Raw genomic sequence first — 21,099 nt, 5'->3', positions numbered from 1 at the left:
CTTTGTGATTATTACCCTATTTTTAAACTGCCTATTTTTTCATCAAAATTAATTTATTCTTTATTATCAAATATCAAACCAAACTATCCACAATTGGATTCACACAAAATTTGGATAATGCCCGTTAATAAAAAATATTAAGGCCGTCTGAAAAATCTTTCAGACGGCCTTTTATCCTTTTTACTCAAACGGTTTCTTCTGCCAATAAAACTTATCCTTTTTCAAACGGCCTTGAAATATATCGCCCTGTCCCAAAGCAAACACCAACGCGCCTGACAAATCCGTTCTCAATAAAGTAATGCCGTGCGCGCGGACACGATTTTGTACGGCAACGGTCGGATGTTTGTAGGCATTGGCATAGCCGCTGGATGCCACGGCATATTGCGGCGAAACCGTATGCAAAAAGCTGCCTGACGAAGCCGTGCTGCTGCCGTGATGTCCCAATATCAACACTTGGCTATACAGCGCATTGCCGTATTTCTCAATCAAACCGGCCTCGCCTTTCACACCCAAATCTCCGGTTATCAACAAGGCTTTGCCGTTTGCCACGACACGCAATACGCAGCTTTGGTCGTTATCTTCCTTGCCCGTATTTTCAGACGGCCTGAGCAACTCGAAATCTACGCCGTCCCATCGCCATTTGTCTTCTTGGCAAAACTCTGCATTCGGATAAAACTCAGGTTGTCCGGCAAGCAACTTATCGGTACCGACAGCCGCTATACTTTGAAAACCACCGTCATGGTCAATATCATGGTGCGACAAAATAAGGCTGTCCAAACGGCGCACACCCATAGCGTTCAAACTCGGCACAATACCTGTTTGCGCCACTTGCTCCGTTCCCGTATCAAACAAAAGATTGCGGTTACGCGTTTGTATCAACACCGATAAACCTTGCCCTGCATCCATCACGGTAACTCTTGCCACCCCCTCCTCCAGCTTGGCAGGACGGTAAAACACAAAACCCAATAAAACCAGACATGCCCAAGGTTTCAAGCCCATGCCTTTAGGCAACAATAACAGCAAAGCCGCCATCATCGCCAACACCAGCAAAAGCACAGGCGCTGCTGCGACGGCAAATTCAAGCGATACCGTAGCCAGCCATACCAAACCGCGTAAAGTATATTCCGCCAAAAATGCCGCTACCAACTGAACAAGCTCAAACGGGAAAACCGAACCCAGCAAAGCCAACGGCGTCAACACCCAAGAAAACCAAGGAATAGCCAGCGCATTAACCAACGGACTGAGCAAAGGCAACGAAGCAAACAAATAGCCCAGCAATACCACTGACAATACCGTCGCTGCCCATTGCCCCCGTACAGCCAAACTCCAGCCCGACTCTTTCAGACGGCCTGATGAAGCCCAAATCAAAGCAGCAACCAAACCGAATGACAGCCAAGTTCCCACGGCCAATACAGCCAACGGGTCCAACAACAAAACAACGGCCAAAGCCTGCCACCACGCCGTCCAGCCCGAGCCGCCACTGCCGCGCCACCATGCCCATGCAAACGCAGCCAACATCAACACACTGCGTTGCGTCGGCACAGAAAAACCGGCCAAAAGCGCATAAAACAAAGCACCGGCAACACCGCCGGCCAATATCCACACACGCGGTTTCGCCGGAATCCACGGTAAAGAACGGAAAATTCGCTTAATCAGCCAGGCAAACAATACTGCCACCATCGTCACATGCAAGCCCGAAATACTGACCAAGTGCGTCAGCCCCAAAGGACGGAATGCCTGCCACAAGGGCGGCCGCAACGCCGATTGCTCTCCAATACTCAAAGCACGCATCAGCCCTATGCCGTCTGAAAACTCAGGATACTTATCCCCTGTTCTCTGCCAACTCCGGCTTACCGCATCACGCATATTAGCCAAACCGAAACCGCCACCTTGCCGCACGAGTTTTCTGTCACGCCCCAAAGTACCCATGCCATCAATACCATTGGCCAAAGCCCAGGTTTCACGGTTCAAACCGCGCACATTCACTTCACCGATCACCGGCTTTACCCGCGCCGATACAGACCACCGACTGCCCACCGCCCAATCACGCCGCTGATAATCCGACAACATCAAATCAAATGCCTGCCCACGTTCATCCCAAGCCCTTGCCGCAAACTGCACACGCCGACCATCATCACGCGGCATATCCGCCACTTCAACCGTCAAAACTTTAGCCGCCGCCTCCCCCACAGGCCATTGACCAGCCAAAACCAGCCCGGTCCGCCACACTCCAAACACCATGCCTACACAGACGGCCAGCACCAACCAAGCTACAGCAAATCTTCGACACAACGCAAGCACGCCAATGATTACAGACAACCAAGCCCACCATGGCGGTACAAACGGCAACGCAAACGAAAGCACTACACCCACCACCCAAGCAGGCAACACAAACCGCCACGCCATGAACATTTTCCCTTAAATTATGATTATTAGATATGCAATAATAAATGCTTTTAGTAGATTATGACAAACGCCAACCAGCATTAGCAGATAAAAGATAGGTTCAAATCATTTCAAAACCGATAGACGCAAAAAAGCGCAATCCGAAACAGATTGCGCTTTTTTATAAACTGGCACGCCCACGGGGAATCGAACCCCGGTTACCGCCGTGAAAGGGCGATGTCCTAACCGCTAGACGATGGGCGCGGAGATTTTCTGTGGCGCACCCGGAGCGATTCGAACGCCCGACCCTCTGGTTCGTAGCCAGATACTCTATCCAACTGAGCTACGGGTGCATCAAGAAAGATTTGAATTATAAAGAGAGGGCTATTTACTGTCAAGCGTTTTATTTGGAAAACTTGCAGACAGCGTGTAAAATGCGCATTTGCTATTGAATTTACAGAGAATAAAATGTCAGATTTCGCACGCTGGCCGCTCTTATCCGAAGCATTTTCCCGTTTGGGACGGCCTGTGGTCGTGGTGGATTTGGAGACGACCGGTGGAAATTTCTATCAAGACAGGATAACGGAAGTCGCCCTTGTTCGTTTCGAGCAAGGACGCGCCACACATTACGAGCAATTGGTCAATCCTTGCCGCAGTATTCCCGAATTTGTTGCCAGACTGACCGGAATTCATGATGAAACGGTGAAAAACGCGCCTGTCTTTGCCGATATTGCAGCCGATTTGTTGCCGCTATTGCAAGGTGCAGTGGTTGTTGCCCACAACAGCCGCTTTGACTACACCTTCCTGCGCCACGAGTTTGCCCGTATCCATACTGACTTTGCCGCACCCTCGCTCTGTACGGTTCAACTGTCGCGCCGCCTGTATCCTGAGTTTTACAAACACAGCCTCGACAGTATTATCGAACGCACCGGCATTCAGACGGCCAACCGCCACCGCGCCATGACCGATGTTGTCGCATTGTGTGATTATCTCGAATTAAGTCTGGCAGAAAAAAATCATCAACAATGGGACGAACACGTCCGTGTATTGATGAATCCGAAAATGTTGCCCACTTGGCTGCCTGATTCGCTTGCCCAACAGCTCTATGCCCTGCCCGACAGTTACGGCGTATTGGTTTGGCTTGACCATTTCGGCAAAGCCCAAGCCATTGAAGCACACGAACGCGCATACAGTGAAACCGCCACCCTGCTGCACAGCAAAAAACTACCGCCGTACATCAAAGCCGCAGCCTCTATCCGTTTTATTCCGGCAGTCGGACAGCTTCATACATTATGGCTCAAAGCCCAGACCATGCAGGAATACCAACTGATGCCGTCTGAAAAGTCCACATCGTTTTCTACCGTCCGCTTTATCGCTGACGAACACGGCAGCCTTCAAGCACGCATCGTCTTGTTAAACAGCGGCACCAGAAATTGGCGCCCTTACGGTTTGTTTGCCCACAAAAAAGCAGCCAAACGTGCTTTGACGCAATGGTCGCAAGAACACAAACTCTGCCCAGATTCTCTCAATATTTTGCCGACCAGCTACGCAAAAGGCGAACCCTGCCCTGTCGAGGCCGTCGGAAAATGTAATGGCAACTGCCGCCAGCCAAACGGTATCAAACATCAAAACCAACGCATTACCGAGCTTGCCGCCCTACTCCCCGTAACCGATTGGGGCAAAGCGCACGAAATTGAAATTACCGAAACCGATCCCCTGACCGGAAACAGCATTACCCTGCTCTGCGCCGGCGGCGCGTTGGCATTGCCTGATGGAAGCTGGTATTTCGACAGCAGCCTGCCTATCGTGATTAAAAACAAATTCAGGCAAGACAAAGAAAATATCCGTTTGATTGCTTAAAACAAGGCCGTCTGAAAACCAAATTTTCAGACGGCCTATTGTGAATAACTTTCCGCTTTATTCTCAAAACAAAACTGCCTAAATTTTAATCAGAACTTATTTTTATAATAGCAATCAAATACTAAACCGATTTATACACAAGCTGTTCACACAATTTTCAATGAAAGCTGTGTATACCCGGCCCAACGAGTAAACCATGAACAACCCTGAAATCATCTTTTTTGACATCGACGACACCCTCTACCGCAAATACACGGATACCCTGCGTCCTTCGGTTGCCCAATCCATGCGCGCATTAAAAGCCAAAGGCATTTTGACTGCCATTGCCACCGGCCGTCCGGAAGCCGCCATTCCCGCAAAAGTCAAAGCCTTGATTCAAGAATGCGGTATCGACATGCTCGTTACCATCAACGGCCAATATATTTCCTTTCGCGGCGAACCCCTGCAAAGCTATCCCTTGGACATTGCCGACATCGAAACTGCCATCAACCTGCTTGAACAACATAAAATAGACTACGCATTCGTCAACAACCAAGAAATTGCCGTTTCCTCCCATTCTCCGCGCGTTGTCGAAGGCTTATCACATATCCTGCCCAACTTCCTGACGGACAAAGAATATTTCCGTAAACAGCCTGTTTATCAAATGTTGGTCTTTGTGGATAAGGAAGAAGAAAAAATCCTGCAACCGCTGACCCAGCAACACGGCTTCAAAACCACCCGCTGGCATGAATATGTCGTGGATCTGTTGCGCAAAGAAGGTTCAAAAGCTCGCGGCATCGCCCACTCAGTGGAAAAACTGGGCATTGATATGAGCAAAGTAATGGCATTCGGCGACAGCTTCAACGACTTGGAAATGCTGTCAACCGTCGGCTTTGGCGTTGCCATGGGCAATGGCGAAGAAGCTGCCAAAGCGGCCGCACAATTCGTCTGCCCAAGTGTCGATGAAGACGGTGTCTTGCGTGGCTTGCAAGAATTAGGCATCATTTAAATTATCAAATTAAAAGGCCGTCTGAATATTTTCAGACAGCCTTGTTCTATCTACAAACTTTTTGCTTACTTCGGCAATACCAAAAAGCTAATCAATAATTCTTTAAATACGAATCCAAACACACCCAAGCCCAAAACCAAGAAGAGCATGGCAATGCCGAATTTGCCGGCTTTGGATTCTTTACCCAAGTTCCAAACGATAAAGCCCAAAAAGATAATCAGGCCGCTCAGTAGGATTTTCATTGCCCATGAGGCGAATTCTGCTTCAGTCATATTCTTTCCTTGTATGCTTCAGATGTGTGTCCGTAAATTTCAGACGGCCTTACCGCAACAGGCCGTCTGAAATATCTTTTTTAAACTTATTTGTTCAAGACTTGCTTCAAATCTTCAATCAAATCGTCAACGTATTCCAAGCCGACAGACAGGCGCACCAAGCCCGGGCGGATATTGGCGGCAAGTTTTTCTTCAGGCTGCATACGGCCGTGGGTCGTTGTCCACGGGGGGGGGATGGTTGAGCGCACGTCGCCGAGGTTGGCAGTACGGGAAAAGAGTTCTATGCCGTCCACGATTTTCCATGCGGCTTCCTGATCGGCGACTTCAAAACCGATGACGATGCCGCCGCCGTTTTGCTGTTTGCGGATAAGCTCCGCCTGCGGATGGTCGGGCAATCCGGTGTAGTACACGGCTTGAACCTGTGGCTGCGCTTGCAGCCATTGGGCGATTTTTAGGGCGTTGTCGAACTGTTTTTCCATACGCAGCGACAGGGTTTCCACGCCGCTCAACAACTGCCATGCGTTAAACGGCGACATCGCCAGCCCGCAAGAGTTGCAGTAAACGGCGACCTGCGTCATCAATTCTTCCGAACCCGCTAACACGCCGCCCATCACGCGGCCGTGACCGTCAATCGCTTTGGTTGCGGAAGACACGGAAATATCCGCACCGTGCTTCAAAGGCTGCGAACCGGCTGGCGACAAGAGGCTGTTGTCCACCACCAAAAGCGCGCCGATGCTGTGTGCCAGTTCGGCCAAAGCTTCCAAGTCGGCCACTTCGCCCAAAGGGTTGGACGGGGTTTCCAAGAAAAACAGTTTGGTATTGGGCTTGATTGCCGCTTTCCATTCGTCTACATCAACCGGCGATACATGGCTGACCTCGATGCCGAACTTAGTTACGATGTTATTGATAAAACCGACAGTCGTACCAAACAGACTACGACTGGAAATAACATGATCACCGGCTTTCAAGAAAGTAAAAAACGCTGCTTGAATCGCGGACATACCGGTCGAAGTGGCCACCGCGCGCTCTGCGCCTTCCAATGCGGCAATGCGTTTCTCAAAGGCGGCGATGGTCGGGTTGGCGGTACGGGTATAGGTAAAACCTTTGATTTTTTTGGAAAACAAATCGGCGGCGTGTTGGGCGTTTTCCCACATGAAGCTGCTGGTGAGGAACAATGCCTGATTGTGTTCGCGATATTCGGTTTGCTCTTTGCCACTACGGATGGCAAGCGTTTGAGGATGAAGTTTTTTGCTCATTTGTTTTTCAATCTACTGTATGTTGCGATGGGCGCAGTAAACAATGCGCCCGTTTAATTTGTTAACATTTTGCGCTTATTCCTGCCATCTTTCAAGCAGGAGGCCGTCTGAACGGTTATTGGTAAACCTGTCCGCCGTGCTTCAGCCAACCGTCTTCATGACGACCTGCCGGATCATGATGCGTCCAATGGATAACGCCGCCCTGCTCCGACCATTCATATTCGCCGTAAAACGCTACTTTATCACCTTTTTTCAAGCCTTTGATTTTGTCGGCCAAATCGATATTATGCGCCACCAAAAGCGTTTGACCGCTGGAAAGCTTCAAGATAAAGCGTTGATGGCGCGTGCCTTTATTGTCATCCGGCAGGGTTTTCCATACCGTGCCATCGCCCTCAACCTGAATATCGCTTTGCTCGTTTTCAAACGCCTGTTTTAAAACCGCTTCGGCTGATTCTTTGCCCGAACCGATTTGCTGCTGAGCCGTATCGGCATTCTTTTTACCCGTATTATTTTGTTTTTGAACGGCTTCTATTTTCTGCTGATTCTGCGATTGTACCGGCTGCTTGTTTTGCATTTTGTTATAGGCAAATACGGCAACCAAAGCAATCAGCAATACAATGATTTTATTTTTATTCATAACAATCTCAAAAAAAATGCCCGATTCTGCATCGGGCATATCAACTATTTAGAAAGGATATTTATCACGAAAACGTGAGCCGCTATTATACACGCTTCGTAAAATTTTAAGGGAATTTTACGCCAAAGGCCGTCTGAAACTTTTCAGACGGCCTGGATACTCAACGGCGGTATTTCATTTCAGTCTTCATATCGTCCAAAATACGTTTGACGTTGTGTTCCAATACATCATCCACCAAGCCCGGTGCCTGCTCGTTCAGCATTTGCTGCAACTGGTAAGTGAACAAGGCCATTTGTTTTTGCACGGCAATCCGAATCATGCCATTGACTGCATCGGCCACATGGGGGCGCAAACGCTTAATCAGACGCTCGGTCAACTCTTTTTCAGAAACGCAGAATACTTCCCGACGGCCGATCGCTTGCGGGTTCAATACATTGATATGGACATTGATGGCCGGTTCTTGTTCAAGGCCGTCTGAAACCGCCTCTTCAGCCGCTTCCGCATCATCATTTTCCGGTTTTTCAGCTTCTTCCACTTCAGGCACATCAAAATCTACCGCACCTGATTTCGGATTCAGTCTGACGGTACGCGTTGATTCAATATGACGCTCTGAAGCCGCAGCCTGCAATGCCGATTGCGCGCTCAACCAGTTGTCCTGCAAAACCACCATCGCATCGGTTTCCACTGCTTCGCCCTCGTCAGCCAAAGCAGTATTGTGCTCCAACTGCCAACGGTACAAATACTCTTCCAATACTTTTTCACGATTGTCAGCATCCAGTTTATATTCTTTTTTAGGCGCGGTTTTGGGCGCAGCTTCGACAGCGTCGTCCGATTTTTTAACCAATGGCGCATGAGTCGGCGCGGTATTAAATTGTCGTGCCTGACGCAATCTTTCCAGGCGTTTTTCCCAATTCAGGTCTTCTTCCTCGAGGGCTGTGGGATCAAGACGGTTGTTTTCCATAATAATCTCGTTTTTTCATTTTTATTGTGAACCGCATTCAAACCTAAAATCACTTGAAATACGGCCGATGGTTGGACATATCCGGCAAGCCGGCGCAAGCGTCACATTTTAATATTAATTCGCTATATAATCACTATTTTATTTAATACTCAAGGATACATCATGAGCAGCATCGAACAACGCCTCGAATATCTGGAAGAGGCCAACGACGCTTTGCGTATGCAAAACCACGTCCTCGCCACCGCACTCAAAGGCCTTATCCGCTCCCTGCCCTCCGACATGGCCAACGATGCCGTAGAATCCATCCAGCTTGCCTTTGAAGATGCATTGGCGGAATTGAACTACGAAGACAGCCCGCACACCGACCTCTTCCATGACGTAACCTACGCATTTTTCCGAGAAAAAGACCACTGATTTCGGCCAGCATGTTCACAAAATTATGCTAAACTAAGATTTTATCCGTTAACATTTTATTAAGAAAGCACATATCATGAACATGAAAAAATGGCTGGCCACTGCCCTCGCTTGTTCCGCCCTTGCCCTGACTGCCTGCGGCGGTCAAAGCAACAATGCCTCTGCTCCTGCCGATAAAGTGTACCGTGTTGGCTCCAACGCCGAGTTTGCCCCATTTGAATCTTTGGATTCTGCAGGCAAAGTGGAAGGTTTTGACGTTGACTTGATGAACGCCATGGCTAAAGCCGGCAACTTCAAAGTCGAATTCAAACACCAGCCATGGGAAAGCCTCTTCCCTTCTCTGAACAACGGCGACGTGGACATCGTTATGTCCGGCGTAACCATCACTGACGACCGCAAACAAAGCATGCTCTTCAGTGATCCATACTTTGAAATCACCCAAGTTGTCCTCGTTCCGAAAGGCAAAAAAGTATCTTCTTCCGAAGACCTGAAAAACATGGCCAAAGTCGGCGTGGTAACCGGCTACACCGGCGACTTCTCCGTTTCCAAACTCTTGGGCAACGACAACCCGAAAATCGCACGCTTTGAAAGCGTTCCCCTGATTATCAAAGAATTGGAAAACGGCGGTTTGGATTCTGTAGTCAGCGACAGCGCGGTTATTGCCAACTATGTGAAAAACAACCCGACCAAAGGCCTGGATTTCATCTCCCTGCCTGACTTCACCATCGAAAACTACGGTATCGCTGCACGCAAAGGCGACGAAGCAACCATCAAAATGTTGAACGATGCGCTGAAAAAAGTACGCGAAAGTGGCGAATACGACAAAATTTACGCCAAATACTTTGCTAAAGAAGGCGAAAAAACCGAAGCAGCCAAATAATCCGGTTTGACTTCCTAAACTCAAGGCCGTCTGAAAAGTTTTCAGACGGCCTTTGTCTGGTTAACCTCATTTAACGCAAGCGTCCCCTATAATCCGCTTGTTTTTATCCTTCAAATGAAAGACACGCCATGATCAAACCCCTTATCCTCAGCCTCGCTGCCGCAACTGCTTTGGCCGCCTGCTCCGCTTCTGAAAAACAAGAATCTCCTAACCTCGGAGCAGCCAATCCGGCTTCCGAATTCTGCGTCAAACAAGGCGGCAAATCCGAAATCAAAAAAGACAAAGACGGTGGCGAATACGGCGTGTGCCACTTGCCTGACGGTAAAGTCGTTGAAGAATGGGAATATTTCCGTCAACACAACAAATAATTGCTCAATCATATAAAAGGCCGTCTGAACCCAAGTTTCAGACGGCGTTTCCTTTTAAACAGCGATTATTATACTTCCAATTTGGTCACGCCGCCCATATAAGGTTGCAACGCAGCAGGAACATTAATGCTGCCGTCGGCGTTTTGATGGTTTTCCAATACCGCCACCAAAGTACGGCCGACTGCCAAGCCTGAGCCGTTCAAAGTATGTACCAAACGGTTTTTACCGTTTTCATCTTTGAAACGCGCTTTCATACGGCGTGCTTGGAAATCTTCGCAGTTGGAGCAGCTGGAAATTTCGCGGTAGGTGTTTTGCGCAGGAACCCAAACTTCCAAGTCATAGGTTTTGGTTGCACCGAAACCCATGTCGCCGGTACACAAAGTAATCACGCGGTAGGGCAGTTCCAACGCTTTCAAAATATTTTCAGCATGGCCGACCATTTCTTCCAGCGCTTCGTATGATTTTTCTGGATGAACGATTTGCACCATTTCCACTTTGTCGAATTGGTGTTGGCGAATCAAACCGCGCACGTCTTTGCCGTATGCGCCCGCTTCGGAACGGAAACATGGAGAATGCGCAGTCAATTTCAACGGCAAATCGCTGCCTGCCACGATGCTGTCGGCAACAGTATTGGTCAGCGTCACTTCTGCGGTCGGAATCAGATATTGCGTTTTCTTGCTCTCGTCGCCGCCACGGGTAACGTGGAATAAATCTTCTGCAAATTTAGGCAGTTGGCCTGTACCTTGCAGGGTCAGATCATCCACAATGTAAGGCGTATAATGTTCGGTATAACCGTGTTTCAGCGTGTGCGTGTCCAGCATGAACTGAGCCAAAGCGCGATGCAGATGGGCGATTTGGCCTTTCATCACAGTAAAGCGTGCTCCGGACAGCTTCGCACCGCCTTCAAAATCCAAGCCCAAAGGCTCGCCCAAATCAACATGGTCTTTGATTTCAAAGTCAAATTCGCGCGGCGTGCCGACTTTGCGGACTTCAACGTTTTCAGTTTCATCTTTACCGGCAGGTACGCTTTCATGCGGCAAGTTTGGAATGGTCAGCAGCCAAGCGTCCAATTCTTTCTGAACAGCATCCAAATCAGCGGCAGCCTGCTCCAAATCCGCCTTGATTTGGGCAACCTGATCCATTGCAGCCTGAGCCTCTTCGTGTTTGCCTTGGCCTTTCAACGCGCCGATTTGTTTGGAAATACTGTTGCGTGAAGCCTGCAACTCTTCTGTTTTCACTTGAACGGCTTTGCGTTGTTCTTCCAAAGCGTTAAAACGCGCGGTATCAAACTCGTAACCGCGGGCGGCCAAACGTTCGGCAACTGCGGCGGTATTGCTGCGGAGCAATTGGATGTCTAACATTGTTTTCTCTCGTTAAGATTCAGAATGGCATTATTGTAAACCAATTTAAAGATATTTTCACAGCGGCTGGCCGTCTGAAAACAAAAAACGCCCCTACAAAAAGCAGGAGCGTTTTTTAAGAATTTTGGCACGCCCACGGGGATTCGAACCCCGGTTGCCGCCGTGAAAGGGCAGTGTCCTAGGCCTCTAGACGATGGGCGCATAACCGAAGCGCGAACTATACAGAAAGCCTTTTCTTCTGTCAACGCCTTTACTGCATTTTTAAAGATACTGCCGATTTCCGTATGTTATTTTCGCTGTATAATGCCGGTTTTAATAAAAAGGAAAACCCGCCATGTGGTTTAAGCAAATCAGTTTTTATCCGCTCAACAAAGACAAGTTGCCCGAATTGGAAGTCCTTGCCGACAAATTGGCGCAATCCGAATTTGCCCATTGTCAGGGTTTGGACTGGTTTAGCGAAGGCTTTGCCACGCCGGTTTCCTTTTCGCCCGAGCTGGTTTTCCCTGCCGATTACACCTGGCGCGTTGCTCTGAAAAAAGAAGAAAAAGTCCTTCCTGCCGGTGTCATCAGCGATATTTTGGATGAAAAGGTTTTGGAAATCCAAAACAACGAAGCGCGTAATGTCGGCCGTAAGGAAAAACAAGAGCTGAAAGAACAGATTACTGACGACCTGCTACCCCGTGCCTTTACGCGCAGCAGCCGCACACAGGCGATTTTTGACACGCGCCACGGGTATCTTTTAGTCAACAATGCCGCATCTGCCAAAGCGGAAAATATCCTGACTAAACTGCGCGAAGCCTTGGGCGGTCTTGAAGCAGCCCTACCCAACACCAAACAATCGCCATCCTCCCTGATGACCAGCTGGCTGCTGCAAGGCCATTGCGAAGGCGGTTTTGAATTGGACAGCGATTGCGAACTCAAAGGCGTAGGCGATGTTGTTCCGGTCGTCAAAGTTTCCAAACAAGACCTGACCGCCGATGAAGTGGTACAACACGTCAAAAACGGTAAAACCGTTACCCAACTGGGCTTGGTATGGCGCGAACAGATCGCGTTTATCCTCACCCAAGACTTTACGCTCAAACGCATCCAGTATCTGGACGTATTGCAAGAAGAAGCCGAAAGCAACGGCGACGATGCCGCCAGCCTTGCCTTTGCCTCGCAAATCCTGATGACCGAAGCCATCAGCACCATGTTGGAAGAACTGGTTTCTTATTTGGGCGGCTGGCAAGAATAATTTTTCAGACGGCCTTTTGATTGGGAAATATCAAAGGCCGTCTGAAATATAAATAGAAGTATCAGAAAGGATGTCATGATGTTGGGCGCAGTCATTGGCGATATTGCCGGATCACGATTCGAGTTTGACAACTACCGTCATACCGATTTTGACATTTTCAGCCCCGACAGCGACTTTACCGATGACACGATTTGCACTGTTGCTATTGCCGATTGGGTTTTACAAGGTTGTAACGATAATTTGGCCTCTATTTTGCAAGGCTGGTGTAGGGCATATCCCTGTCCGAAAGGCGCATATGGCGGCCGCTTCTCACAATGGATAGAATGGAAAGATCCAGAACCTTATAATAGCTGGGGCAACGGCTCGGCCATGCGTGTTTCTGCCGTCGGTTGGGCATTTGCCACATTGGAAGAAACCCTGCATTTTGCCGAACAATCCGCCATCGTGACGCACAACCACCCGAAAGGCATTAAAGGCGCGCAAGCCGTAGCCGCCGCCATCTTTTGGGCACGTACCGGTATAGGCAAAGCGCAAATCAAAGAAAACATTACACGACAATTCGGCTACGACTTGAGCCAAAGTTGTGACCAAATCCGCCCGCATTATCATTTCAACGAAAGCTGTCAGGAAACCGTACCTCAAGCGATTACCGCCTTTCTTGAAAGCGATGATTTTGAACACGCCATCCGACTGGCAGTTTCCCTGGGCGGAGACAGTGATACCTTGGCAGCCATTACCGGCAGTATTGCCGAAGCCTGCTACGGCATCCCTACGGCCATGCGCGAACACGCTTTAGCCATATTGCCACGCCGTATTGCTGAAACCCTGCTGACTTTTGAATCCCAATATCAGGCCGTCTGAAACTGCCTGCAAAAAGGAATAATTAATGATGAAATACCTCGCCCTACTCCCTATCGCCTTCATGCTGGGTACACCTGCCATTGCCGAAACCATCAATCCTTATCAGGAAAAAGGTTGCGCTTATGATGGCGATGTCGGCAAAGACGGCAAACCGTCCGGTAAAGGTACATGGAAATGCCAAGACGGCCGCAGCTATGTCGGCACATTTAAAAACGGTAAATTTGACGGCAAAGGCGCATATACCATTTCCGGCAACGGCGAAACCTTTATCGAACCTTTCTCCTCCAACAGCGCCAAATTACGCAATATGACGCTGGAAGGCATGTTCAAAAAAGGCAAGGCACACGGAAACTTTACCGCCTCTCAAAACGGCACACCCGTCTTCATCATGAAATGCGAAGACGGTATGATTAAAGAAGTCAAACTGCCTAAGAAATCTACTTCCAAAACCAAATAAACAGCCTTTCAGACGGCCTTATCCATATTTCAGGCCGTCTGAAACATCAATTAACAAGCCTGCCTAAAGGCTGTTGTATTGATTTTAAAGAATTTCCAAACAACCCTTACCCCAGGACAACCACCATGAGCATTAAATCCGACAAATGGATACGCCGCATGGCCGAAGAACACGGCATGATTGAGCCGTTCGAGCCCAACCAAATCAAAGAGGCCAACGGCCAACGCATCATTTCCTACGGCACATCCAGCTACGGCTACGACATCCGTTGCGCCAATGAATTCAAAATCTTCACCAATATCAACAGCACCATCGTCGACCCGAAAAACTTCGACCCGAAAAACTTCGTTACAGTCGAAGACGACTGCTGCATCATTCCGCCCAACTCCTTTGCACTGGCGCGCACAGTCGAATATTTCCGCATCCCGCGCAACGTCCTGACCGTCTGCCTAGGCAAATCCACTTACGCTCGCTGCGGCATTATCGTCAACGTTACCCCGTTCGAGCCCGAGTGGGAAGGCTACGTTACGCTTGAATTTTCCAACACCACCCCCCTGCCTGCCAAAATCTACGCCGGCGAAGGCGTGGCCCAAGTCTTGTTCTTTGAAAGCGATGAAGTCTGCGAAACTTCATACAAAGATCGCAACGGCAAATACATGGGGCAAACCGGTGTTACCTTGCCTAAGACCTAATGTACAAAATATAAAAAGGCCGTCTGAAGTTTCAGACGGCCTTTTATCATTTCATTTAGAAACGGCGTTTCAGCTTACAAGCCTGCAAGATATGAACAGCAAGTTCTTCCACTGATTTATCCGTTGTATTGGTAAACGGCACTCCGTGGCGTTTGAACATATTTTGTGCATCAGCAATCTCGCTGCGGCAAGTATCGATTTTGGCATAGGTCGAATTAGGACGGCGCTCCTGACGGATAGCCTGTAGACGCTCGGGTTGAATAGTCAAACCAAACAGCTTGTCTTTATAAGGTTTAACCATACGCGGCAAATCGGTTGATTCCAAGTCATCGGGAATCAATGGATAGTTTGCGGCGCGGATACCGTATTGCAGAGCCAAATAAAGACAAGTCGGCGTTTTGCCCGAACGGGATACGCCCATCAAAATCACATCCGCTTCCTGCAGATTTTTATCGCTGACACCGTCATCATGGTTGAGCGAGAAGTTCACTGCTTCCATACGTGCGTCATAACGCTTGGTATTACCGATACTATGATGGCCTCGCTCAGCAATCGTTGCTTCAACATTCAATTCTTTTTCCAGCAAACCCAAGAACGTTTCAAAGAAATCAATATGGAATGCATTGGATTTTTTGATGATTTCACGGATTTCATCATTTACCACGCTGACAAAAGCAATCGGACGATCGCCAAACTGTTCGGCTGTCTTATTGACTTCATCCACTACGGCCAACGCTTTTTCAGGCGTATCGATAAATGGATGAACATGGCGCTTGAACTCGACATTGCCGAATTGGTTCAACAGGGCTTCACCGATATTTTCAGCGGTCAGACCGGTGCGGTCGGAAATATAGAAGACTTGGCGTGGAGCAGTCATAATGAATCCTTCTGAGGGTAACGTTTCAGACGGCAATCATAGCAGTTACAGCCTTTGCAATAAAGCGATTCCCGGTAGATTACACAGGATTACAACAAATTTGAACAAATTTTAAATTGGAATAAAATTTTATTTTCCCAAATTTATTGGAATTTTGTTCTAAATTTGCAAAGTAAATTTAGATTCTTAAATTTATTAACTTATTTTGTTTCCCATATTTAACAAGAAGATAACACGTAAAAACATGAATCTGATATTCATATTTCAGAAGGCTACACGTCTGAAAAGCACAATATCACAGACGAATTTGTGATTTTTAAAAAGATAAAACACATGACAGCCATCAAACGAATGGCTACAATAAGCAGGCGGATTTGTTTCTTTTTTAACATTTTTGGATTGGATTGGACACACAAATGGCCGAAAACTACGTTATTTGGTTTGAAAACCTGCGTATGACTGACGTTGAGCGAGTGGGCGGTAAAAATGCCTCTTTGGGCGAAATGATCAGCCAACTGACTGAAAAAGGCGTGCGCGTTCCCGGCGGTTTTGCAACCACAGCCGAAGCTTATCGTGCTTTCCTGGCTCACAATGGTCTGAGCGAGCGTATTTCCGAAGCCCTGAAACAGCTGGATGTTGAAGACGTTGCCGAATTGGCACGCGTGGGTAAAGAAATCCGTCAATGGATTTTGGATACTCCGTTCCCTGAGCAGCTGGATGCTGAAATCGAAACAGCTTGGAACAAAATGGTTGCCGATGCCGGCGGTGCGGACATTTCCGTTGCCGTACGTTCTTCCGCAACAGCAGAAGACTTACCGGACGCTTCTTTCGCCGGCCAACAAGAAACCTTCCTGAACATCAACGGCTTGGATAACGTTAAAGAAGCAATGCGTCATGTATTCGCTTCCCTGTACAACGACCGTGCCATTTCTTACCGTGTACACAAAGGCTTCGAACACGACATCGTTGCCCTTTCTGCCGGCGTACAACGCATGGTGCGTTCTGACAGCGGTGCTTCCGGTGTGATGTTTACCATCGATACCGAATCCGGTTACGACCAAGTCGTTTTCGTTACCTCTTCTTACGGTCTGGGTGAAAACGTCGTACAAGGCGCGGTAAACCCTGACGAATTCTATGTATTCAAACCTACTTTGAAAGCAGGCAAGCCGGCTATCCTGCGCAAAACCATGGGTTCGAAACAAATCAAAATGATCTTTACCGACAAAGCCGAAGCCGGTAAATCTGTAACCAACGTTGATGTACCTGCAGAAGACCGTCAACGCTTCTCCATTACCGACGCCGAAGTAACCGAGTTGGCTCATTACGCGCTAACCATCGAAAAACACTACGGCCGCCCAATGGACATCGAATGGGGCCGCGACGGCTTGGATGGCAAACTCTACATCCTGCAAGCGCGTCCTGAAACCGTGAAATCTCAAGAAGACGGCAGCCGCAACCTGCGCCGCTTCTCTATCAACGGCGAAAAGGTTGTCTTGTGCGAAGGCCGTGCCATCGGTCAAAAAGTCGGTCAAGGTAAAGTTCGCTTGGTGAAAGATGCTTCCGAGATGGATTCCGTTGAAGCAGGCGACGTACTCGTTACCGACATGACCGACCCGGATTGGGAACCGGTAATGAAACGTGCTTCTGCCATCGTTACCAACCGTGGTGGCCGTACCTGCCACGCAGCGATTATCGCGCGTGAATTGGGTATTCCGGCTGTTGTAGGTTGTGGCGACGCTACTGATCTGCTGTCTGAAGGCCAAGAAGTGACCGTATCTTGTGCCGAAGGCGATACCGGCTTCATCTACTCCAGCTTGCTGGACGTACAAATTACCGATGTTGCTTTGGACAACATGCCTAAAGCGCCTGTAAAAGTGATGATGAACGTTGGTAACCCTGAATTGGCATTCAGCTTCGCCAACCTGCCTAGCGAAGGTATCGGCTTGGCGCGTATGGAATTCATCATCAACCGTCAAATCGGTATCCACCCTAAAGCCTTGTTGGAATTTGACAAACAAGACGACGAGTTGAAAGCGGAAATTACCCGCCGCATCGCTGGCTACGCTTCTCCTGTCGACTTCTATGTCGATAAAATCGCAGAAGGTGTGGCAACTTTGGCTGCTTCGGTTTATCCACGCAAAACCATCGTTCGTATGTCTGACTTCAAATCCAACGAGTACGCTAACTTGGTGGGTGGCAGCATCTATGAACCGCACGAAGAAAACCCAATGTTGGGCTTCCGTGGTGCAGCGCGTTATGTAGCCGATAACTTCAAAGACTGCTTCGCACTCGAGTGTAAAGCCTTGAAACGCGTTCGCGATGAAATGGGTTTGACCAACGTCGAAATCATGATTCCATTCGTTCGTACCTTGGGTGAAGCAGAAGCTGTTGTTAAAGCCCTGAAAGAAAACGGTTTGGAACGCGGCAAAAACGGCCTGCGCCTGATCATGATGTGCGAGTTGCCAAGCAACGCTGTATTGGCAGAACAATTCCTGCAATACTTCGACGGCTTCTCCATCGGTTCTAACGACATGACCCAGCTGACCCTCGGCCTCGACCGTGACAGCGGTTTGGTATCTGACTCCTTCGACGAGCGTAACCCTGCCGTTAAAGTGATGTTGCACTTGGCAATCTCTGCCTGCCGCAAACAAAACAAATACGTCGGTATTTGCGGTCAAGGCCCATCAGACCATCCGGACTTTGCCAAATGGCTGGTTGAAGAAGGTATCGAAAGCGTATCGCTCAACCCTGATACCGTCATTGAAACCTGGCTGTATCTGGCTAACGAATTGAATAAATAAGTTCAATGAGACAAAAATCCCCTGCCCATTTATCCCGGCAGGGGATTTTTATTGCCTTTCAATGCCGTCTGAAAAAACTTTCACTTTCTTTTACCTTACCGAAAAAATCCTTTATCATCAAAATGATAAAAAAATATGCCGCCATATCCACAAATTTTAAATGTTAATATACTGCCTTTCTGTATTTTATCCCGTGTCTTTTGAGTGAACCTTTTTCCACTCTTCCTATCTATCATACGCAGCATAACGATACATTTTGAAATATCCCATGAATACAAACTTTATTTCCACCTTTCAGACGGCCTTAAAACGTCTGGCACTCATCAGCACCATTGCCGTCTTAGCAGCCTGCGCCGGCAACAATACCTCTTCCAACCGCGCCGTACCTGACGGCTACTACAAAGTCCGCCCTGGCGATACCCTGACCCAAATCGCCAAACGCTACGGACAAAATGTCAACACACTGGTTGCATGGAATAACCTTCCCAACGCCTCACAAATCGAAGTCGGCCAAGTATTGCGCGTCCGCCGTCATGTTGCCTCACGCAGCACTGCAACGCAGCAACGCCAAACCACTGCCGTTACCCCGATCAACCGATTGAACCTGCAATGGCCGACCGATAACGCTTCATCCTCCATTATCCAACGCTACAACGGCACCACCAGCAAAGGCATAGATATTGCAGGCACGCAAGGCCAACAAATCCGTTCTGCCGCAGCCGGTACCGTCATCTACGTTGGCGAAGAAGTCCGCGGCTACGGCAAGCTGATTTTAATTAGCCACAATGAATACACCATTACCGCCTACGCCCACAACGACACGCTTTTGGTACAAAAAGATCAAAAAGTCCAAGCAGGCCAAGTTATCGCCACCATGGGCAGCAGCGATTCAGACAGCGTCAAACTTCATTTTGAAGTACGTCTAAACGGCAAAGCAGTCGATCCCCTGCCTTATTTGACCAGAACAAATTAATACCTCAATCAAAAGGCCGTCTGAAACAAAATTATTTCAGACGGCCTTTTGATTTGTCTCACCATAACACTCATTTCAACAAAGTATTGACCAACTTAACTTATGTTGATTGAGTGAAAACGCCGTTATACAATGACAACTCTTTTTAACATTTTATTTTAGGTGCCCTACTATGTCTCCTAACCGCATTCTTGCAACCGCACTCTTGTTTGCGTCTGCATTTGCCAGTGCAGATGTCCATATTGATGAAAGCATCCCTTACCGCGACAAAGAAGAAATCGATACCCGTATCGTTTCTGAATGTTTAGAAGTGGGCAGCATTATGTCCAAATCTTTGCAAGAAACTGCAGCCAAAAGTGATGTAACTGTTGTCCGTGACGGTAAAAAACAAGGCACATACGCAGATATCGCCATTACTTCCGCTATGAGCGCAGGCAATGCCTTTATCGGTCACGCCAAAGGTATGGCGGTTTCAGCCGCTTTGTATGTTGACGGCAAACAAGTTAATAAAAAAACCTTCACCCGCAACTCTTCCGGCGGCATGTTTGGCGCTTATAAAAGCTCTTGCGCCGTCTTGAACCGCACTTCTAAAGTATTGGGTTCAGATATTGCCCAATGGGTGGTCCGCGAACAAAAAAACGCTCAAGATAAATAAAACCCCAATTTGATAAAGGCCGTCTGAAAAACCGTATTTCAGACGGCCTATATATTTTCTATTTCTCTAGGAACAAAGAAATAAATTATCCATTAATCATTGTCAGAAATAGAGAATTTTATTTCCAACGCCCTTGATTTTAGAATATCTACCCTCAATTATTAAAACTATAAGAATTTTGTATATGAGCAGTCAAAGGAATAACATGGCAGAAAAAAACTATTATGAAATACTAGGCGTTGCCAAAGATGCGGATGAGGCCGAAATCAAAAAAGCCTACCGAAAACTGGTGCGCAAATACCACCCCGATGTCAGCAAAGAACCTGACGCAGCCGAACGTACGGTAGAAATCAACCGTGCCTACGAAACGCTTTCCGACAAAGAAAAGCGGGCTGAATACGATGAAATGTTGGCTAATCCTTACGGACGCAGCGCCGGAGGAAATCCGTTCGGTCAAGGCGGCAATCCGTTTGGCAATGGATTTAACGGTGGCGGCTTCCACTATGAACGTCATGAAGGCGAACCGTTCGGAGCGGGAGACTTCAATTTTGAAGATCTGTTTTCATCATTCCGCCAATCCCACACTCGTTCCGAGCAACCCCGCGGCCCAATAAAAGGCGAGGATCAACATGCTGAATTGAGTATTGATATTTACGCAGCGTATGTTGGCGCAGAACGTAGCATGACTTTGAATGTGCCAACTCTAGACGAATACGGACGTGCGGTTTATCAAAATAAAACCCTCAACGTCAAAATCCCCAAAGGCATTGCAGAAGGCCAACAAATCCGTTTGGCCGGTCAAGGTTTGCCGGGATATAACGGTGGAGAAAACGGTGACTTGTACTTAAAAATCAAGTTCCACGACCAACCTGATTTATACGTCAAAAACAGGAAAGACGTATATCAAACAATAGATGTCAAACCTTGGGAAGCCGTATTGGGCGGCAAAATCATCGTCCCTACCGCTTCAGGCCGCTTACAGGTCAATCTGCCTGCCAACAGCCAAAGCGGTAAAAGCATCCGCCTCAAAGGCAAAGGTATTCCTGCAAAAGAAGCCGGAGACCTTTATCTCAATATCCGCATTAATGTTCCGCCAGTAGAGAGCGAAGCCGACCGTGCCGCATGGGAAAAATTGGCCGAACACTTTGCCGCGAAACAAGCATAAGA

21 protein-coding genes and 3 tRNA genes are annotated in these 21,099 nt (G+C 48.2%); 14 read left to right on the top strand and 10 right to left on the bottom strand.

Annotation, left to right across the window (positions count from 1 at the left end):
- Positions 1–180: 180 nt before the first annotated feature.
- Positions 181–2,229, bottom strand: a complete 2,049-nt coding sequence (locus HMPREF2872_RS02080) for a DNA internalization-related competence protein ComEC/Rec2 (RefSeq protein ID WP_283118963.1) — start codon at positions 2,227–2,229, stop codon at positions 181–183.
- A 10-nt stretch (positions 2,230–2,239) separates the two neighbouring features.
- On the opposite strand from HMPREF2872_RS02080, the gene HMPREF2872_RS11940 reads away from it, so the two are divergent.
- Complete coding sequence (locus HMPREF2872_RS11940; protein ID WP_283118962.1) at positions 2,240–2,422, top strand: hypothetical protein; 183 nt, start codon at positions 2,240–2,242, stop codon at positions 2,420–2,422.
- A 152-nt stretch (positions 2,423–2,574) separates the two neighbouring features.
- Here the strand turns inward: HMPREF2872_RS11940 and HMPREF2872_RS02075 are convergent.
- Positions 2,575–2,649 (bottom strand) — tRNA-Glu (locus HMPREF2872_RS02075).
- A 12-nt stretch (positions 2,650–2,661) separates the two neighbouring features.
- Positions 2,662–2,738: transfer RNA gene (locus HMPREF2872_RS02070), tRNA-Arg, on the bottom strand.
- Between the two features lie 115 nt (positions 2,739–2,853).
- Between HMPREF2872_RS02070 and HMPREF2872_RS02065 the strand changes: the two genes are divergently transcribed.
- Positions 2,854–4,245 (top strand): 3'-5' exonuclease family protein, encoded by a 1,392-nt coding sequence (locus HMPREF2872_RS02065; protein ID WP_070630845.1) that lies wholly within the window; start codon positions 2,854–2,856, stop codon positions 4,243–4,245.
- Between the two features lie 196 nt (positions 4,246–4,441).
- Positions 4,442–5,233, top strand: coding sequence for a Cof-type HAD-IIB family hydrolase (locus tag HMPREF2872_RS02060; protein ID WP_070630843.1), 792 nt, complete (start codon positions 4,442–4,444; stop codon positions 5,231–5,233).
- A 65-nt stretch (positions 5,234–5,298) separates the two neighbouring features.
- Here HMPREF2872_RS02060 and HMPREF2872_RS02055 read toward each other — a convergent pair whose 3' ends face one another.
- The 4 genes from HMPREF2872_RS02055 to HMPREF2872_RS02040 all read right to left on the bottom strand — a co-directional run bounded on the left by HMPREF2872_RS02055 (position 5,299) and on the right by HMPREF2872_RS02040 (position 8,359).
- Positions 5,299–5,505: a DUF2788 domain-containing protein gene (locus HMPREF2872_RS02055; RefSeq protein ID WP_003680520.1), complete on the bottom strand. Its 207-nt coding sequence runs from the start codon at positions 5,503–5,505 to the stop codon at positions 5,299–5,301.
- An 86-nt stretch (positions 5,506–5,591) separates the two neighbouring features.
- On the bottom strand, positions 5,592–6,761 hold the full coding sequence (gene metZ / locus HMPREF2872_RS02050; RefSeq protein WP_070630841.1) for an O-succinylhomoserine sulfhydrylase: 1,170 nt from the start codon (positions 6,759–6,761) through the stop codon (positions 5,592–5,594).
- A 115-nt stretch (positions 6,762–6,876) separates the two neighbouring features.
- The gene (locus HMPREF2872_RS02045; protein ID WP_070630839.1) at positions 6,877–7,437 is read right to left on the bottom strand and encodes a DUF3465 domain-containing protein; all 561 of its coding nucleotides are present in this window, start codon (positions 7,435–7,437) and stop codon (positions 6,877–6,879) included.
- Between the two features lie 121 nt (positions 7,438–7,558).
- Positions 7,559–8,359: a hypothetical protein gene (locus HMPREF2872_RS02040; protein WP_070630837.1), complete on the bottom strand. Its 801-nt coding sequence runs from the start codon at positions 8,357–8,359 to the stop codon at positions 7,559–7,561.
- Between the two features lie 162 nt (positions 8,360–8,521).
- Between HMPREF2872_RS02040 and HMPREF2872_RS02035 the strand changes: the two genes are divergently transcribed.
- From HMPREF2872_RS02035 to HMPREF2872_RS02025, 3 genes are all read left to right on the top strand, one after another.
- Positions 8,522–8,773 (top strand): NGO1151 family protein, encoded by a 252-nt coding sequence (locus HMPREF2872_RS02035; RefSeq protein ID WP_049329152.1) that lies wholly within the window; start codon positions 8,522–8,524, stop codon positions 8,771–8,773.
- 76 nt (positions 8,774–8,849) lie between these two features.
- Entirely contained in the window at positions 8,850–9,653 is an 804-nt protein-coding gene (locus HMPREF2872_RS02030) for a basic amino acid ABC transporter substrate-binding protein (protein WP_004521100.1), read from the top strand.
- Positions 9,654–9,781: 128 nt separating this feature from the next.
- On the top strand, positions 9,782–10,021 hold the full coding sequence (locus HMPREF2872_RS02025; RefSeq protein ID WP_070630835.1) for a putative hemolysin: 240 nt from the start codon (positions 9,782–9,784) through the stop codon (positions 10,019–10,021).
- Between the two features lie 68 nt (positions 10,022–10,089).
- Here HMPREF2872_RS02025 and serS read toward each other — a convergent pair whose 3' ends face one another.
- Together serS and HMPREF2872_RS02015 are read right to left on the bottom strand one after the other, a co-directional pair.
- Positions 10,090–11,382, bottom strand: coding sequence for a serine--tRNA ligase (gene serS / locus HMPREF2872_RS02020; protein ID WP_070630833.1), 1,293 nt, complete (start codon positions 11,380–11,382; stop codon positions 10,090–10,092).
- 125 nt (positions 11,383–11,507) lie between these two features.
- A tRNA-Glu gene (locus HMPREF2872_RS02015) sits at positions 11,508–11,583 on the bottom strand.
- A 133-nt stretch (positions 11,584–11,716) separates the two neighbouring features.
- Between HMPREF2872_RS02015 and rdgC the strand changes: the two genes are divergently transcribed.
- From rdgC to dcd, 4 genes are all read left to right on the top strand, one after another.
- Positions 11,717–12,616, top strand: coding sequence for a recombination-associated protein RdgC (gene rdgC / locus HMPREF2872_RS02010; RefSeq protein ID WP_070630832.1), 900 nt, complete (start codon positions 11,717–11,719; stop codon positions 12,614–12,616).
- A gap of 78 nt (positions 12,617–12,694) precedes the next feature.
- The gene (locus HMPREF2872_RS02005; protein WP_070630830.1) at positions 12,695–13,477 is read left to right on the top strand and encodes an ADP-ribosylglycohydrolase family protein; all 783 of its coding nucleotides are present in this window, start codon (positions 12,695–12,697) and stop codon (positions 13,475–13,477) included.
- Positions 13,478–13,502: 25 nt separating this feature from the next.
- Positions 13,503–13,934 (top strand): MORN repeat-containing protein, encoded by a 432-nt coding sequence (locus HMPREF2872_RS02000; protein WP_070630828.1) that lies wholly within the window; start codon positions 13,503–13,505, stop codon positions 13,932–13,934.
- A gap of 125 nt (positions 13,935–14,059) precedes the next feature.
- The gene (gene dcd, locus HMPREF2872_RS01995) at positions 14,060–14,626 is read left to right on the top strand and encodes a dCTP deaminase (RefSeq protein WP_003680541.1); all 567 of its coding nucleotides are present in this window, start codon (positions 14,060–14,062) and stop codon (positions 14,624–14,626) included.
- Positions 14,627–14,681: 55 nt separating this feature from the next.
- Here dcd and HMPREF2872_RS01990 read toward each other — a convergent pair whose 3' ends face one another.
- Positions 14,682–15,503: a posphoenolpyruvate synthetase regulatory kinase/phosphorylase PpsR gene (locus HMPREF2872_RS01990; RefSeq protein WP_070630826.1), complete on the bottom strand. Its 822-nt coding sequence runs from the start codon at positions 15,501–15,503 to the stop codon at positions 14,682–14,684.
- A gap of 416 nt (positions 15,504–15,919) precedes the next feature.
- On the opposite strand from HMPREF2872_RS01990, the gene ppsA reads away from it, so the two are divergent.
- The 4 genes from ppsA (at position 15,920) to HMPREF2872_RS01970 (ending at position 21,097) form a co-directional block, all read left to right on the top strand.
- The gene (ppsA, locus tag HMPREF2872_RS01985) at positions 15,920–18,304 is read left to right on the top strand and encodes a phosphoenolpyruvate synthase (RefSeq protein ID WP_070630824.1); all 2,385 of its coding nucleotides are present in this window, start codon (positions 15,920–15,922) and stop codon (positions 18,302–18,304) included.
- Positions 18,305–18,572: 268 nt separating this feature from the next.
- A complete protein-coding gene (locus tag HMPREF2872_RS01980; RefSeq protein ID WP_070630822.1) occupies positions 18,573–19,277 on the top strand; it encodes a peptidoglycan DD-metalloendopeptidase family protein in 705 nt (234 codons plus the stop codon).
- A 172-nt stretch (positions 19,278–19,449) separates the two neighbouring features.
- Complete coding sequence (locus HMPREF2872_RS01975) at positions 19,450–19,932, top strand: hypothetical protein (RefSeq protein ID WP_070630820.1); 483 nt, start codon at positions 19,450–19,452, stop codon at positions 19,930–19,932.
- Between the two features lie 205 nt (positions 19,933–20,137).
- Positions 20,138–21,097: a DnaJ C-terminal domain-containing protein gene (locus HMPREF2872_RS01970; RefSeq protein ID WP_063068882.1), complete on the top strand. Its 960-nt coding sequence runs from the start codon at positions 20,138–20,140 to the stop codon at positions 21,095–21,097.
- Positions 21,098–21,099 lie beyond the last annotated feature (2 nt).

Source organism: Neisseria sp. HMSC069H12 (assembly GCF_001812735.1).
Taxonomy (GTDB): domain Bacteria; phylum Pseudomonadota; class Gammaproteobacteria; order Burkholderiales; family Neisseriaceae; genus Neisseria; species Neisseria subflava.
This window is presented reverse-complemented; position numbering and strand designations above follow the sequence as displayed.